The following is a 17,340-nucleotide window of genomic DNA, read 5'->3' on the forward strand; positions in this document are numbered from 1 at the left end:
CCTTAATTCAATTAATCCTGAATATATTCCTTACCAGTTAATAAAGCCATTTCTGCACGCACAAATTCCCGCCCCAAATAAGCAGCATGATCTAACATTGTAACTGGACAGGGGCGGGTTTCTTCCAATATTTTTACACATATTTCTTTTGCAGTTCTCGCAGTAAATATTCTCGTATGAGTACGTTCTACTTTGCCTTTTGCTGGAATCGGTTTTCCTGTTTCTGGATCTATAGCCAAACCACGGTCGTCAATAATATTAGTAAAGTGTTTTGCACATATTAAACCTGCTTCTCGGTCAATAAAAATAATAAAGTAACCACCTGAATCGAGGTCTATATGACGTCTAGAAAGCTTTTCATCAATGGTGTTTACTTCTTCAAGTGTTAGATTCATAGTTCCATCTTACTTAAAATTATCTATATTTTATTCTACATTTTTATTGGAGGGTTAATATCTAGACTTTAGGAAAAAAGTAAAATAAAATTATCTCAATCTTTGATCGAAAGGAGATTATACCTGAGCCTATCCCCAAACAAATCCCAGATTGGCTTTATGCTGGGCAAAAACGTCTTTTTTAGGACTTCTTCTGACTCCGTAATATTAATTTTTAGTATTCCAGACATAGATTTTTAATATGACGCGATCGCTACAAATAGCTAGGGTATTTTTTAGGAGTCAGGAGTCGTAGGGGCGTTTTGCTCCGCAACATGTAAAGCGTCAGCTTTGCGTCAGCAAATGGCCATTCGCCTCTACAGGAGTCAGAATGAATGTCTTCGATATCATTTATTAGTCCATAAATCATCTTTTTAGTCAAAGGGACATCTACTGAAAAGTCTTTTTATCACCTTTTAAATTGGTATTAGGCAGCCATAGGACTGTAATTTTTCGCGATCAATACAAGCCCTAACCCAGCAAATAGAAAGATTTTTTCCTTAAGATTTACTTTATAAACGCTTTCTAACGCAGGGAGCCATCAATCATTAAACTTAACAATTCCTGATAATATTATGTGATTATTTCAACCAAGTTACTGTGGGTGAAGTTAATCCGATAGAGAGGTTATGGTTAGCAATTAAACAGAAATTGAAGTGGATAATATTTAAGGAGCATTGACTTAATCAGAGAATAACGATATAATGCGTCAATAAGCATACTTTTAGACAGGTTGCACTCACCCATATATGAAATCTATCATTACAAAGCTGAAACTTAATAATAAGCAGAAAACTCTGATGGCTCAACACGCAGGTTATAGCAGATGGTGTTATAACTGGGGTTTAAGTTTATGGAATCAGGCATATAAAGATGGTTACAAGCCAAATGCTTCCTGCGGAATGCTGCGCAAACGTAAGCTAAGAGAGGTGTTTACCAATCACACAAAACCACTCTATCCCTGGATGAAAAACTTGTCGTCTAGAGTTTATCAATACGCTTTTCCTACGGAATGCTGCGCAAACATAAACTTAGGTGAAGCATTTAAAAGATTCTTTCAAGGGTTAGGTCAATATCCAAAGTTTAAGAAGAAAGGTAGGTCTGATTCATTCACAATAGAAAACCGGTGGAAAACCAATAGAATTAAATGGATGGAATCATAAATTACCTTTCATCGGATGGGTAAAAACTTATGAACCGATTGAAGCAACAACTAAAAAAATAACTATTAGTAAACACGCAGGTGATTGGTACAAAAGGTTTGAGTTATGAATTTACTCAATATCCAACACCAAAAACTACTGAAGTTGTAGGTGTAGATTTAGGCATTAAGACATTAGCAACTTTAAGTGATGGGAAAGTTTTTGCGCATTGTCAAGTCATACCGCCAGTTTGAAGCCAAGCTATCCCTTCTACAATATCTAAACCGGAATAAAGAAATTGGTTCAGCTAATTGGCGTTCTTCACAACTCAAAATTGCCAAGCTACACGCAAAAGTAGCTAACATCCGTAAAGAAACACTTCATAAATTGACAACATACGCAAGCCAAAAACCACGGCACTATTGTCATAGAAGATTTAAACGTTAGTGGAATGTTTCGCTGCGCGACATGAAAAGCTAACCGAAAACTACCTAAATCCATTAGTAGACAGTGTTTTTATGAATTCAAGCGTCAACTAGAATATAAAACACAGTGGTACGGTTCTGAATTAGTAATAGTTGATAGGTTTTTTCCATCATCAAAAACTTGCTCGAATTGTGGTCATGTTCAAGATATGCCCTTAAATGTAAGGACTTATGACTGTCCAGAATGTGGCTTGTCAATCTTATTGAGATTTAAACGCCAGTATAAAGAGCGAGAGATGCGGTCGGTTTGCTCCGCAACGCTAACGCGTTTCGCGCCAGCGTTGCGTTACGCCAGTTTTGCGAAGCAAAAGCAAACGACCGTGAATGCCTGTGGATGAGTAACCGCCGACGGCCTCAGTGGAAGCAGGAAGTAAAAAGCCTCCTAGGTCGGAGCTACGCTATCAATTTGTTACGTTATGTGACGCTTTGTGTCAGTTTTATAGAGCAGTTATCAGACTTAAGACAATTTATTGACAAAATCAGACAAAATATTAACCATAATTTTGTAGCTTCATTAATATAATGGCAGTTCATCATTGAAGCCTTAGAGAAAGCAGGTATATTTAAAAATTTTTATAGACCTGTTTCGACTCGCAAAACCAGTATGCGATTGCATATCTAACTAATTTTTTTTACATATAACATATATATGATAGCATCATCAAGTATAGTATTCTTTTTGAGAAATGGTATCACTATAGCTAAGTGTTGCGAAACTAAATAATATGGGTATAAAAGCCCAGTTTATTAAAAACCAAGCTTCTATTTGCTCTGTAATATTCCTGTCATTGAGAATTTTACTTAGCTCAAATTAAGCTGCCTTTCCCAAGGCGGTTGCGCCTGGTCTAATAAATTATATAACTCCTCACCTTCTATGACTTCTTGTACTAAAATTTTCTGAGAAATCTTTTCCAACAAATCTCGATTATGATTCAAAATATCTAAAGCTTGTTGATGAGCTTTCTCTACAATTTCCTTAACTTCATTATCAATTGCTTCAGCAGTTTTTTCACTCAATAAACGACGAGAATTCATCCCACCATTCGCCAAAAATCCTCCTTTACCACTCCGTTCATAAGCTAAAGGTCCTAATACTTTACTCATGCCATAAGTTGTTACCATTTGCTCGGCAAAATCAGTAGCTTTTTGTAAATCTCCAGAAGCTCCAGTAGTAATATTTCCAAATATAATTTCCTCCGCTACACGTCCTCCTAAAAAAGTAGCAATTTGCCCTCTAATTTCTTGTTCATTTCTTAAAAATCTATCCTCAGTAGGAAGTTGCAAAGTATAACCTAATGCTGCCATTCCTCTTGGTACAATAGATATTTTTTCCACCTTACCACTACCAGGCATTATCGCCCCAACTAAAGCATGACCAACCTCATGATAAGCCACTATTTTCTTTTCGTGATCGCTCAAAACCCTACTTCTTTTTTCTAAGCCAGCAATTACTCTTTCAATAGCTTCAGCAAAGTCTTTTTGTGCCACAGTTTGCCTTTGATTTCTAGCAGCTAATAAAGCAGCTTCATTAACAAGATTAGCTAAATCTGCACCGCCAAAACCAGAGGTTCTTACTGCTATTTTATGTAAATCTACATCTTCTCCTAACTTAACTTTTTTGCCATAAATATTTAAAATTGCTTCACGACCAGATAAGTCGGGGCGGTCTACTAATACTTGTCTATCAAACCTTCCCGGACGTAATAAAGCAGCATCTAAAGCTTCTGGACGGTTAGTAGCAGCTAAGATAATAACTGTCAAATCTCCAGCACCAAAACCATCCATTTCTGTTAGTAATTGATTGAGAGTTTGTTCTCGTTCATCATTACCGCCACTGTGAAAATTACCACTGGTTCTTGACTTACCAATTGCATCTATTTCATCAATAAAAATAATACAAGGAGCCTTCTTTTTTGCCTCTTTAAATAAGTCACGAACTCTAGCAGCACCAGTACCAACAAATAGCTCTACAAATTCCGAACCAGATATACTAAAAAAAGGTACTCCTGCTTCTCCTGCCACTGCTTTTGCTAATAAAGTTTTACCTGTTCCAGGAGGTCCGACTAATAATAAACCTTTAGGAATTCTGGCTCCAATTTCAGTGAAGCGTTGAGGTGATTTTAAGAAGTCTACAATTTCTGTTAATTCTGTCTTTGCTTCTTCCACTCCAGCAATATCAGCAAAGGTAATTTTATCTGATTCTCCTTCGACATAAACCTTCGCTTTATTTTTACTCATTGACAGAGCACCTTGAGAACCGCGATTCATAAAAAACTGAAATGCTAATACTAATATGATAGGCGGAATTACCCAGTTTAAGAGAATAGCAACCCAGCGACTTTGAGGTGGTGCAGCTTGAAATAAAACTTTATTATCTTCTAAACGCTGAAGTAGTTGGGAGTCATTTATTGGAGTAGTAGTAAGTAAAGGTCCGGGTTTACCTTCTTCTCCTTTGAGACGATATAAAATTTTTTCTTCATCTACTTGAACTCCCACTACCTGTCCGTTTTCTACTTGTTGAATAAAGACACTGTAAGGAACACGAGGAGGTTTACGGCGTGGCCTAGCAGTATATACTGCTAATACTAAGAACAGACCTGCCAAAATTAATAATGCACTACCAATCTGACGCTTATTAGGAATTTTTGGTTTCTTTTTCAGACTCATATTTATTGAGATATAATTGTGAACTGTAGATTCAAATAGTCAAAAATTGAACGTTTATTTGAGACTAATAGTTTATTATAGCAGTTTGATAAATATTTGTTATAAATAACTAGGTTACTTCTTAGGAGTCAGGAGTCAGGAGTCAGAATGAATGGCTTCAATATTATTTTTTAGGTCAGAAATTATCTTTTTATATCATGCTCGGACGGGTCAGTTTTAACGAAGTCAGAAGTCAGAAGTCAGATAGGGGAGTCGCCGGATTGGCGACTTACAGAAGTTCTTTTTGTAACGGGGATTTGAGCAACTATCCAAAAATATTTCGCCTTAAAAGGCGGGGTTTTAGACCCATATTATTTTGATAAATAAAATTTAAGGACTGACAATACCGACAGTACCAAATAAATACTGAAATTATCTTTACTTTCCTCCAATATTTCCTCTTTTCCTCTTTTCTTTCCTCCTGACTCCTGACTCCTCACAGCAGTTATTTATAAGTATTCCACCGAACATGATATTAGTTCAAGGGACATCTCCTATAAAATCTTTTAATCAGCCAAATTATTCGTAACATTCTTTTTTGAAAATGGTATTAGACAGCAGTTTTCTAGTTGATAAAGTACAAAATTTCTTGATTTTAGGGAGTAGGGAGTAGGGAGTAGGGAATAGGGAATGAATAAAAATTATAGATTGGTCTTAAACTGTACCTTACTATCCTGAAATTTACTGTAATATAAAATATGGAGTTTTTGCTAATTAATTAAGATATAGCAATTCCCAAAAAGCGTGAAGTACAAAATTCCTTGATTTTAGGGAGTAGGGAGTAGGGAGTAGGGAATAGGGAATAGAAAATAAGAAAAACAACTGTACCTCAGTAACTTGAGAAACGCCATAACAGAGAAAAGGTAATAATTAAAAATATTTTTGATAGATCGAACTTGGTCTAAGATTTTCCCACCGAAAAAATCATAATCAAAAAGTATGGTACAAGAACTAACAACTAATACTAAACCAGAAATTATTTATCCAGAAAGTGTATCCACTCAATATGATGGGGTAGGCAATGATTTTATAGTTGCCAAGACCAACCAAAGGAATTAAGAACAGAGCGATCGTAAATAATAGTTGCCAGAGAGGGAATATTTCTCAGATTAGAAATGCGATCGCGTACATATTCAAAAAAGCGAGGGTCCCAGCTTACGAGTAGTAGCAACAAGGGACATGAAAGTATCCCAAGATGCAGTCCCTTCAATCGTCTGAGTTCCATAACTGATATGGCGTCTTCTCACCATAGTCCTAGCAGCTAACTCCGCCGGGTTATTATGTAATGGCAATTCCGGATGCTCTAACACCAACAGCAACTCCGAGATTTTAGTCGCAGTTAATCGTTTTCTTTCATCCAACTGCTGATAACCACTCTCAGTAGTGAAAAGTCGAGAAAATTCAGAGCGTAATCTATGGGCTGTTGAAAGTGTGGGAGCATCTCTATAAGCAAGTAAGTCTCGGGAAGTCACCCAAAAATCATCCAAGAATTGTTCCAGGAGTTTTTGATGATAATTAACCTTGGGAGTTAACTTTTTATAATGTCGTCCCTCATGTATCCAACATAAAGCCAACTCATCAGTTAGTAACTTGAAGGTCGGTGCATCATCACATAAGAGAGTTTGTATAACTGGCCAGTCAGTTTGGTGATGATAAAAAGCGATTGCTGCTGCTTCTAAAATACGTTTACGTTGAAGAGGTCCTAATAATGGTAAATATCTATCTAGTAGCCCATTAAACTCTGTGGAATTCAATACTTTTTCTTGGGGCAACAATTTGAGAGACCTCTTCCATTTATCTGGTATATGTAAGGTCTCCAACAGTGAATTGGTCAGGGGATTAAGAATAAACTCTAGTTCTCGTCCATCAAGTAAACCTTGAAGTACACTTAATCGATCTTTGTTGGCAGTGGTAAAATAAACCGTATAAAGAGGGTTACACACTACATTCGCAGTATAGTTGACCCCTCCCACACGGGCTCCTGTTTGGTCAAAGTGCTGCCAAGGACTACTCAATAGTCCGGCTTCATAGATTTCGCTTTTTTCTGTTTCAAAAACAGCCTGGTTTTTGATTAATAAATTGGACAAATTTCCTGCTGAAATAGAGATGCCTATATCCTCTAAAAACTCTAACAGTTTGCCTTGGGTCATATTTGCCCCATAGTACAAACTTATGATTAAGGCTTTAATCCCCGGGCCAAATTCTCCTTCATAACCTATTGGTAATTCTGCCAAATAGGTTTTTCGCGTAGAGCGTGAGTAGTATTTCTCTTTCAGGAATAATACGTTATCGGTTTCCAAGGAAATATCTTGAATAATTACTTCTTTGTAACCTTTAAACTGTGCATCCATCGGCAGTAATTCCATCGGATACTCTAATATTTCTTCTCTATCTATTTTGAGCTGAGATTTTTTACTGCCCTTTGAATGGTTTTGAGGTTGTTTTCTTTCTTTTTCTGATGAGTAGTTTTGGGAAAATCCTCTTGGTTTTTTGGCTTTAATTTTTGGCTGTTGTTGTTCTCCCTTCAGACGGTTGTTTTCGTCTTTTAAGCGTTGGTTTTCTTCTTGTAATTCTTTGAGTTGTGTCTGTAATTGCTCTATGTCGTTTAAATGCATAACAGCTTATCATAGCTTTGATTGAAAAAAAGGCGTTGCTGAATAAATTGATGATATTTCAGGAGTCAGTAGAGTCGAAAGTCATTTCAGTTATCAGTTATCAGAGAGGTAGAAAGGAGTTTTTTCCTAACTAATATCATCTCCGTTTAATAGTGGGGTAAAAAACTTTCTTTTCCTCTTCCTTCTGACTCCTCCCTCGTTATTTATAAGTATTCAACCGGACATGATATAAAATCAGATAATCAGTTATAAATAACATTAAATTCTATGAATATCTACCAGATCCTAAAGCAAAGTCAACGTCTCAGAATTAGTGATGGCGAAATTTCACCTATCTTCAGTGGTTGTGAGAATGTTAATCGTCTTTTAGTGTTAATTTGGTCACAATTGGGCGATTTTGATAATCTAGAATATGCTTGGTGGTTACAACGAGAGTCTGCAAAGTTGCAAGCTAAAGGTGTGACAATACGGGCAATTGGTATTGGCGATCGCGCTTCAGGTTTGAAATTTTGTGGATATACTGGGTTTCCTACGGAATGTCTGTTTGTTGACCCAGATGCTCAATTACATCAAGAATTAGAACTATATCAGGGATTAACTTCTAAATTCCCTTTATTAACTACAGGTCAAAGTGCTTGGGTCAATTTAATGTTGATGTGTGCTGGTATTGGTAGTCCTGGTACTTTAGGGGAGGTGTTTAGAGGTTATCTTGGGGATAAAAAAGCACCTCAATTGATTGGTGATGATGAAGTTATCCATGCTAAACCTTTACCACCTCTAAAGGGTTCATTTTTTAAGCTAGCAGGTGGAACAGGTTTTCAACGTCCTTTTGAACTAGCGACACTGAGGTTAAGAAATATGACGGAAGTTCTGAGTCATTGGTCAACTTATGTGCCTAATTCTGCTTATTTGACTCAAAGAGGTGCAACTTTTCTGTTTGATAGTCAGGGGGACTTGCTGTACAAACATTGCGATCGGGGTATTCTAGATTTTGCTTTTAATAAAAGTAATCCTTTATCTTTTGTTTTAGAGTAGGGAGTAGGCAACAGGGAATAGAGAATAGCCAACAACTATCATTATGGCTAAACAGCCTGGTGTAGACATGACGGGCTACAACGCACAGCCATTTATTAGCGAAAAGATTGGGAGGAGAATTTTGTTAGGAGTCTTTACCCAAGGGAGGGGTAATTTGCCAACTCTCTTGGAAGGTAGGAGAATTGCTGAAAAGTGTAATGACTAATATCATGTCCGGATAATTAGTCATAAAAAAACTTTCTCCTTCTTCTCCTGTTGTTCTTCTTTCTTCCCTCTTCCCTCTTTCCTCCTGACTCCTGACTCCTGACTCCTCCGTAGCTATTTATTTATCACTGTTCAACCGGACATGATATAATGGTGAGAAATTACCACAGGCTTTGTTCGTAATTGCCGATGTTTTTCCTGTATTATTTCCTGTATTATTTAACTATGCTCAATGAAGTTTACGGTAGTTCCAGTATTTGTAACTGAAACTCCTGTTTCTAATCTATTTTTAGCTGTAAAATCATTTTTTCCACCAACAGGAGTTTTAGATTTTCCTGCTATTGTAGTAGCAGTTACTTCTACTTTAGCAATGCTCGCGAGTGTTAATTATATATTTTATACAGGCGCTGAACTTGAACAAGAAAAACTGTTAAAGGAACATTTTAGAGAATTTCATCAAAAAGCTAAAGATTTTATCGTAAAATTAGCATTAACTAATATAGAAGATTTACAGTATACTTTGGGTTCAGAAAAAACAATATCTAACTTTTTATATTAAAAATGAGTGATTGATATTGTTCCAAACTCAGAGGACGTTTGAAAACTTTTCAGAAGTCAAATATTATACTATTCGTCTCACCATGATTCGGATCATAGCAAAATATTAAAGAGTCTCAGATGTTTTGGGTCATAACTCATAGTTCCGGACTAATCAATGACATACCATAAACTTTACTCATAGCTGCTTTCTCAGTGCTGTTTAATATCCATTTACAGCCTATACTGAGAGAGCTTTTTTACAAAATACTCGACTTTTCAAATATCCTCTGAGAATTACCGAAAAGTGCAATGACTAATGGTCAGAAATGACAATAAACTTTGTCCGTAACTGTCAATGATTTTCCCTTGAAATTGAATGATACTTAAATTGTTGAACAAAACAACGATTCTTAGAAACCTACAATAATCTATAAAAATCTATGATTATCTGTCCACACCTCCCACACTCCCCACACTCCCCTACAACCCATCACCAATCAAAATAAATGGTGCCCAATAATAAGGATGTCTCAACCTTTTTGCCTCTTCTTCATTAATACTCCCATTTATCAAAGCTAGCTGTGCTTTTCGCAATGCTTCTGCTTTTGTGATATTGCCTGTTTTCAATGCTCGATAAAATTTAATCATCAGCACTTGCGTTCCTAGATCGTCAACTTGCCACAAACTTGCCAAAGATGTTTTCACCCCTGCACGTTGCATCTGATAACCCAACCCTAATATTTCTGAACCATCTTTTAAAATACCACCTACTCCTGTTCGACAAGCACTCAAAACTGCTAAATCAATATTAGGTAAGGATAAGTTTGTAATATCCCGCAAAGTTAAACGACTGCCATCACCAAATAAAATAAAAGAATCTTCTGGTTGCCCATTGACAAAATCTGCATGGGTGGCAAAATGTAGAATATTGTATTTATTAACCCGTGAAATAATTTCATTCCAATTGAAGGCTTGATTCAGTAGTTTTGTCGTATTAGGAATCATCTTGGCTAAGGTTTCTACTTCTTGTCCGGCAAATTTTAGTCCTGAGAATCTAAATTCTCTAGAACCCACAAGAAATTTATAATTTCCTTGACTAAAAGCTGCGGCTAATACTCGGAGTTTACCTAGAGGTTTACTGTTGAAATTAGTCAGACTTGCTGCAGTAATATTGTTGATGTTAAACCTTTCTATTAACCATTTTTTTCCATCGTATAAAGCTGCTATTGGAATATAACGTAATAAACCATCAGGAGCATAAATAATAGTTTTAGTTTGCGCTAAAAATAGATCTGTCTCTAAAGGTTCTATTAACAATTTATATAATTTTTGACCTGCTTTTTGTGCTACCTCGTTGCTAGTTATTTTTCTCGGGTATGTCAAAGCTGCTCTCAAGTCAATAATTGCATTTTTTAACTGTGTTTTATTAATCGGAATTGAACGATGTATTGGTAATCCTGTACTTTTGACTAATACTAATTCTATCCTATCGTCTAAAATTAATGGATATAGTAGTACAGCATTTTGCTTGATTTTGAGTATATTTTGTAATTTACTTAGATTAGTAATATCTATACTTTCTCCACCAGTTTTTTGCTTAAGTTGCTCTATAATTTTGACGATATTTTCGTTGGAAATAAAGTTATGAAATTCTACTTGAATTTGCTTTTGTTCTGTTTCTAGATCGGTAATACGTTGTTGTTGAGCTTTCGACCTATCCGTGGGTGATATATTCTGTAAATCTGTGAGTTCTTTGTTCACCTGTACTGCTTTATCTTGGATAGCGGTAAAGTTATCCAATATTTCTTGTTCTTGAGGTAATAATTCTATTCCTACAAAAGTTTGTTCGTTATCTTCTATATTGTTGAGGTAATTTTCTAGTTCTTGAACTTTCAATAAATCTAAAACTTGTTGAGCTTCTATGACTCTGTTTTGCTGTAATAATAAATCTGCTAAACGACGATAAGTATCAGCAATTTTTTCGGCATAAGATTGCCGTTTATCTAGGGGAAAATTTTGTAAATTTTGCCGAATTGATTCTGTGACATTGACAGAGCGCTTATACAAAATAATGGCTAATTCTGGCTGTTTTTCTGCAACTAACAAATCTCCAATATTACTTAAAGTTATTCTTTCACTGGCGCGATCGCCTACATTTCTTTGGATAGTTAAAGCTTGGCGATAGTAGTCTTCTGCTCGGGTATATTCTCTGAGGCTTTTATAAACTGTGCCGAGGCTATCTAGGATACGTCCTTCTTCTGTTTTATTGCCTATTTCCTGGAAAATTGTTAATGCTTGATGCAAATATTCTAGTGCTTTTTGGTATTCGCCTTTTTCATCATAAATTAAGCCGATATTATTCAGGCTTTGCCCTATTCCTGCTTTGTCATTTATTTGTTCTCTAACTGTTAAAGCTTGTTGATAATATTCTAATGCTTGGTCATATTTTTTTTGCAATTTATAGGTAAGTCCAATATTATTTATTGTATTTCCCTCGCCATTTTTATTATTATTTGCTTGATAAATTTCTAGAGCATTTTGATACCACTCTAAGGATTTTTCATACTGACCTAATTCTTGATAAATTAAGCCGATGTTGTTAGTAACTGCTGCCTCACCTTGAAAATTTTCTAATTCCTGGAATGTTTGTAGAGCTTGTTGATAATATTCTAATGCTGGAAAATATTGAGCTTTATTTTGATAAATTGCTGCTATATTATTCTGAGTTCGCCCAACTCTAACTAAATCTCCTAATTCTTGACGTATTTCTAAAGCTTCCTGCAAGTAATTTAAAGCTTGGTCATAATTTCCCTGGAGAAGATAAATAGCACCAATACTATTTAGACTACTACCAATACCTTGTTTGTCATTAATTTCACGACGTATTTTTAATGCTTGTTGATGATTTTCGAATGCTTGGGGATAGTCAGTTAGTTTTTGATAAGTGGCTCCAATACTGTGAAAGGTTTCACTTATTTTTAGAGATAGAGAATGAGTAGAATTATCTGATAATCTGTATAATAATTGGAATATTTCTAAAGCTTTTTGATAAGTTTCTAAAGCTGCTTGATATTGACCATCATTGTAGAACTGTTGACCTTGTTGATAAAGTTCTTCTGCTTCAGTTTGTTGTGGAGTTTGAGATATTAGCTGATTTTGAGGTTGGTCAGCATTTAATATTTGAGGAAATACTGTTTCGTAGCATAAGTAAAAAGTTAAACTTAAGCAGCAGATTAGAAAAAATTTTATGAGTCTTTTAATTACTCTCCTTCCACTACTTTTAAACATTTTTTCTATTTTTTATATATTCAGCTTTAGCAATTACCAAATAATGGGCGATCGCTAAAGCTATTACTTAGTTCCATTAATTCATTGGTGAGTCTATTAGACATCTGGTGATTATCAAAAATAAAATTAATTATCGAACTCTTATTTATTAATTCTTTCCGCCTACTCTCGTAGGGATGTTCCATGGAACATCCCTACTTCCTCTTTTGGTCGAGATGTCTACTAGACATCTGGCGGTCATAAAAAATTAAATCAATTATCCTACATCAATTATTAATTATTTACCGAAAAATTGTGGTTTAAAGACTCCTCTTTTAAGGGGATAATAAAGAAAAATTTTCCTGTTCGTCAATCCTCTTAGTTTTAAAGGAGAGGTAATTGTTAATTATTAATTGTTGAACCCCTACTCCCTCTTTTCTGGAGAAATAGATTTGAGTTATTATTCTTCTTTTTTGCCATCTTCATCAAATAAAAGAGTTACACTACCAGAGTCTCCCTCAATTCCTTTACAGTATTGAATAACATCAAGTCCATCTTTATTCAAGTATTTTTTTCCTGCTGGAGTTCTACATAAATATTTATGAATAATTGTAGCTGTATCGGAATTTCCAACTTCTTCAGATACTCCTACAACTTCCCAATAGTAATCCTTAGCTTTCTCACCTTCGCCTAGCTTTTCATAAGTTGCCCCTACATAGAATAAAGCACGACCTTCTGAAAGTAAATCTCCTTTGTCTCGTCGTAATTTTAATACCTGCTGAAATTTTTCTAATGCCTGTTCGTATTGCTCATTTTGATAATATTTCTCACCCTCTTTTAACAGCCTACTTATTTCAGATTGATTATTAGAGCTACTATAAGAAATATCCTGAGCAAATACAGGTGAAATTTTCCACTCTTTTCCTTGGTGTAATCCCTCAAATGTAGGGAAACTTAAGGCTAAAGCAGTGGTAATAACTCCAAGATAGTTGATCCAATAACGCATAGATTAACACCTCAATAAATCTACTACAAAATCTTTCTCAAAAATTTTGACTGGATAGTAGGACTTTAGTAAACAATACCTTCAAAATAGCCTCAAAAGATTAAATATATATTAGTTCCTCCAGGATAATACCGATCATTTTTAAGTTATAAACTTAATTATTTATAACAGTCGGGAGGTTATGCAAAATTTTAACATTGGGACTTTAGAGCCATGTCATCCCCTTGTCCCTATTGGTGTTTCGGCTATTTTAGTCCTCACTCTTGAAAATAGCAGTCAGCGGTCAGCGGTCAGCTCTCAAGGCGTATGATGGGGGATACTCTAGAGTTGCCACTCCGCGTCTACAAACCCCCAGAACACGCACACCACGCGCTTTTTCAAATAAGCGTGGGGGACGCCGAACCCGCCGATTTTAGCTGATAGCTTGTTAATAGCTTCATACATTTAGATCTATTATGAATCTAATTAGTATGAATAAAATAACTTTTGGTATAAACTACTCTTGATAACTCCTAAATAGTTAAAAATAGATATATTTACTTAGTTTTCTCTGTAGAAATAACTAAGATAAATTGCTTATATAAAGATTATATATTAATCCTGAAAGATAAACAACACGGAAAAATTTCGGGAGTAAGGTCACGCCCCGTAACTTTAGTTCGGGGCGGAAAAACGAGCGGCGGTTTCAACCGCCGTGATGAGGGTCATTAATGTATTCCAAAATCTTAGCGGTGCTGACCTTCCCCGTAGTGTCATAAAAATAGCTGTGAGTCCATAAACTAGGCAGTTTGCATAGCTCAGGAAACTCCAGTCGCAACAGTCTCGATGACCTACCTTTGAATGGCCATTCGCCCCTACGCATTGTATAATAATCAAGGGAATTATATTACTCCGAAGCCAACGGATTTGATATAAGTCCTGACTATAATTCTTTACAAACAGCCTCTTAATTTAACTATTGTCCAATAGTATTGAGAGGATACTCACAAGGTAGCGATCGCCTGATTATTCCGCAATGACTATAATTTAACTATTGTCCAATAGTATTGAGAGGATACTCACAAGGTAGCGATCGCCTTGATTATTCCGCAATGACTATAATTTAACTATTGTCCAATAGTATTGAGAGGATACTCACAAGGTAGCGATCGCCTGATTATTCAGCAATGGTACTGATAACTGATCACTGAAATGACTTGTGTATAGCGCTATATTTCTGGTTGTAATGTCAACTGTAAATTATCAATACCAATTTCGGTAGATTCACTGCCAATACTAATAAACCGAGTATCCCCTGGAATTGAAATACTTTGACGGCTAAAGTTACTAAAATTATTTGGTTGGCCAGGAACAGGAATAGTCGGACTTAAAGTTGCTCCTTGGCCAATATCCTGACGATTTTCATTGAAAAACCTCACATTGTGACTTCTGTTAGGAGAAGCATAGTCAAAGGCAAGATTACCAGACTCAATTTCACCTATCTGACCAATTACTTCAGCTAAATCAATCACAATAGCATCCAGCTCGAACCCTAATTCTCGGTTTGGTATATCGTAGGCAATAACAGTATTATTACTAGGAGTACCATCAAATCTTCCTTGGCCTCCTATTTCATTCCTACTTACTAAAGCTACAGTATTATCAGAAAATCGTAGGTTAGGAGGATCTTGAGGGGGAGTAACTGGAACAGACTCGACATCATTAAAATTGTTAAATTCACCATCAAAACCCAACACCCTAGTAATAAAAGGTTGAGGTGGTGGGAGTAGCTCGTCATCATCAATAATTTGTAAAGTAGCAGGTTGACCAATATTCGCTCCACCAGTAACGTTACTTAAACTTAAATTGACAGTTTCGGTATTCTCGACTGAGTCATCATTAACAATAGGAATATTAATAGTTTGTTCGGTTTGGTCATCTGCAAAGAAAATAGTCTGAGGAACAGGGTTGCCATAATCAATATCCTGGGTTGCTGTACCATTGGAAAGATTAATATTGGCACTAACTCCTCCATCATTTCCACCAGTACGAATAACTGTCACTGTAGCAAAGGTTTCATTTTCTCTCACGCTGAAACTGGGGTTACTAAATTGGAGAGTACCTGAGTTGGCAATGCTATAACCAAAGTTAATATCATTAACATTTTGACCAGAAGATAAGGAAACAGGAAACTCTGCTGCAGTTGTGAGAGTAGCATTAGGTTGAGGAGAAATTGTTCTGACTGTATAGTTACCTGGTAATAAGTTAGAGAAGCTATAGAAACCAAACCCATTTCTAATAGCTTGTGGTTCGTTGGGGTCAAGAGTATCATTTTGATTAATATCTAGGAAAACAGTAATATCTCCTAATCCTGTTTCTCCTGAATCGAATAAACCATTAAGGTTAATATCGTTAAATATATTTCCACTAATACTTCCTGGAAATTCAGGTTGCGGATTAACTACAACCCTAACTGTACTCGTAGAGTCAAGAGTATTTGGGTTATTATCGCTAATAGTGTAATTGAATGTATCTGTGAAAGGTTGGGTAGTTGTAAACCCTGGAGCGAGACTATAGATAATTTGGTTGTTAATACCATCTATAGTAACGTTATTTCCTGCTTGGCTAAAATTATCAAAACCAATAATCTCTAGAGATTCTCCTTGATCATTTGCCAAGACATTAATAGTTATAGGTGGGTCCCCTTGAGTTATATTTGCAGTATCGGGGTTAGCTATTGGAGGGAGTGGAACTTCATTATCAAGAATGTTGAGAGTAGCAGTAGCAGGTTGACCAATAATTGCATCACCAGTAACATTGTTGGTCAAACTCAAATTAACAGTTTTATTTCCATCAATTATAGAATCATCAAAAATTGGAATACTGACAGTTTGTTGTGTTACTCCATCTGCAAAGAAAATAGGGTTAGGAAAAGGGTTGCCAAAATCAACACCTTGAGTTGCCGTCTCACTGGAAAGGTTGATATTAGCACTAACTACTCCATCACTTCCATCAGTACGATTTATTGTGACTGTAGCAACGGTGTCATTTTCTGTCACGCTAAAAGTGGGATTGCTAAATTGGAGAGTACCTGAGTTGGCAATGCTATAACCGAAGTTAACATCATTAACATTTTGACTAGAAGACAAGGAAACAGGAAACTCTGCTGCAGTTGTGAGAGTAGCATTAGGTTGAGGAGAAATTGTTCTGACTGTATAGTTACCTGGTAATAAGTTAGAGAAGCTATAGAAACCAAACCCATCTCTAGTAGCTTGTGGTTCGTTGGGGTCAAGAGTATCATTTTGATTAATATCTAGGAAAACAGTAATATCTCCTAATCCTGTTTCTCCTGAATCGAATAAACCATTAAGGTTAATATCGTTAAATATATTTCCACTAATACTTCCTGGAAATTCAGGTTGCGGATTAACTACAACCCTAACTGTACTCGTAGAGTCAAGAGTATTTGGGTTATTATCGCTAATAGTGTAATTGAATGTATCTGTGAAAGGTTGGGTAGTTGTAAACCCTGGAGCGAGACTATAGATAATTTGGTTGTTAATACCATCTATAGTAACGTTATTTCCTGCTTGGCTAAAATTATCAAAACCAATAATCTCTAGAGATTCTCCTTGATCATTTGCCAAGACATTAATAGTTATAGGTGGGTCCCCTTGAGTTATATTTGCAGTATCGGGGTTAGCTATTGGAGGGAGTGGAACTTCATTATCAAGAATGTTGAGAGTAGCAGTAGCAGGTTGACCAATAATTGCATCACCAGTAACATTGTTGGTCAAACTCAAATTAACAGTTTTATTTCCATCAATTATAGAATCATCAAAAATTGGAATACTGACAGTTTGTTGTGTTACTCCATCTGCAAAGAAAATAGGGTTAGGAAAAGGGTTGCCAAAATCAACACCTTGA

13 protein-coding genes and 1 pseudogene are annotated in these 17,340 nt (G+C 35.8%); 7 read left to right on the forward strand and 7 right to left on the reverse strand.

Annotation, left to right across the window (positions count from 1 at the left end):
• Window positions 1-11: 11 nt before the first annotated feature.
• Entirely contained in the window at window positions 12-395 is a 384-nt protein-coding gene (locus F6K15_RS22475) for a DUF4346 domain-containing protein (protein WP_293064549.1), read from the reverse strand.
• Window positions 396-1,234: 839 nt separating this feature from the next.
• On the opposite strand from F6K15_RS22475, the gene F6K15_RS22480 reads away from it, so the two are divergent.
• From F6K15_RS22480 to F6K15_RS22495, 4 genes are all read left to right on the forward strand, one after another.
• Window positions 1,235-1,597 carry a helix-turn-helix domain-containing protein gene (locus tag F6K15_RS22480; RefSeq protein WP_293064552.1) on the forward strand — a complete coding sequence of 121 codons (363 nt, stop codon included), beginning with the start codon at window positions 1,235-1,237 and terminating at the stop codon, window positions 1,595-1,597.
• An 80-nt stretch (window positions 1,598-1,677) separates the two neighbouring features.
• Window positions 1,678-1,830, forward strand: a complete 153-nt coding sequence (locus F6K15_RS22485) for a hypothetical protein (RefSeq protein WP_293064554.1) — start codon at window positions 1,678-1,680, stop codon at window positions 1,828-1,830.
• A gap of 320 nt (window positions 1,831-2,150) precedes the next feature.
• Entirely contained in the window at window positions 2,151-2,399 is a 249-nt protein-coding gene (locus F6K15_RS22490; protein ID WP_293064615.1) for a zinc ribbon domain-containing protein, read from the forward strand.
• On the forward strand, window positions 2,309-2,584 hold the full coding sequence (locus tag F6K15_RS22495) for a hypothetical protein (protein WP_293064557.1): 276 nt from the start codon (window positions 2,309-2,311) through the stop codon (window positions 2,582-2,584). Before F6K15_RS22490 ends, F6K15_RS22495 begins: the two co-directional genes overlap by 91 nt.
• A gap of 278 nt (window positions 2,585-2,862) precedes the next feature.
• Here F6K15_RS22495 and ftsH read toward each other — a convergent pair whose 3' ends face one another.
• Window positions 2,863-4,728, reverse strand: coding sequence for an ATP-dependent zinc metalloprotease FtsH (gene ftsH / locus F6K15_RS22500; protein ID WP_293064560.1), 1,866 nt, complete (start codon window positions 4,726-4,728; stop codon window positions 2,863-2,865).
• Between the two features lie 1,172 nt (window positions 4,729-5,900).
• Entirely contained in the window at window positions 5,901-7,382 is a 1,482-nt protein-coding gene (locus F6K15_RS22505) for a transposase (RefSeq protein WP_293064563.1), read from the reverse strand.
• A 267-nt stretch (window positions 7,383-7,649) separates the two neighbouring features.
• Between F6K15_RS22505 and F6K15_RS22510 the strand changes: the two genes are divergently transcribed.
• The 3 genes from F6K15_RS22510 to F6K15_RS22520 all read left to right on the forward strand — a co-directional run bounded on the left by F6K15_RS22510 (window position 7,650) and on the right by F6K15_RS22520 (window position 9,180).
• On the forward strand, window positions 7,650-8,417 hold the full coding sequence (locus F6K15_RS22510) for a peroxiredoxin-like family protein (RefSeq protein WP_293064566.1): 768 nt from the start codon (window positions 7,650-7,652) through the stop codon (window positions 8,415-8,417).
• 43 nt (window positions 8,418-8,460) lie between these two features.
• A complete protein-coding gene (locus tag F6K15_RS22515) occupies window positions 8,461-8,622 on the forward strand; it encodes a hypothetical protein (RefSeq protein ID WP_293064569.1) in 162 nt (53 codons plus the stop codon).
• A gap of 231 nt (window positions 8,623-8,853) precedes the next feature.
• Window positions 8,854-9,180: a hypothetical protein gene (locus F6K15_RS22520; RefSeq protein ID WP_293064572.1), complete on the forward strand. Its 327-nt coding sequence runs from the start codon at window positions 8,854-8,856 to the stop codon at window positions 9,178-9,180.
• 461 nt (window positions 9,181-9,641) lie between these two features.
• On the opposite strand, the gene F6K15_RS22525 is transcribed toward F6K15_RS22520, so the two are convergent.
• From F6K15_RS22525 to F6K15_RS22540, 4 genes and pseudogenes are all read right to left on the reverse strand, one after another.
• Window positions 9,642-12,449: a tetratricopeptide repeat protein gene (locus tag F6K15_RS22525; RefSeq protein WP_293064575.1), complete on the reverse strand. Its 2,808-nt coding sequence runs from the start codon at window positions 12,447-12,449 to the stop codon at window positions 9,642-9,644.
• Between the two features lie 439 nt (window positions 12,450-12,888).
• A complete protein-coding gene (locus F6K15_RS22530; RefSeq protein WP_293064577.1) occupies window positions 12,889-13,434 on the reverse strand; it encodes a tol-pal system YbgF family protein in 546 nt (181 codons plus the stop codon).
• A gap of 685 nt (window positions 13,435-14,119) precedes the next feature.
• A pseudogene (locus F6K15_RS22535) lies at window positions 14,120-14,275 on the reverse strand (transposase); the annotation flags it as partial.
• A 367-nt stretch (window positions 14,276-14,642) separates the two neighbouring features.
• A partial coding sequence (locus tag F6K15_RS22540) for a Calx-beta domain-containing protein (RefSeq protein WP_293064580.1) occupies window positions 14,643-17,340 on the reverse strand: 2,698 nt, incomplete at its 5' end.

Source organism: Okeania sp. SIO2B3 (assembly GCF_010672525.1).
Classification (GTDB): domain Bacteria; phylum Cyanobacteriota; class Cyanobacteriia; order Cyanobacteriales; family Microcoleaceae; genus Okeania.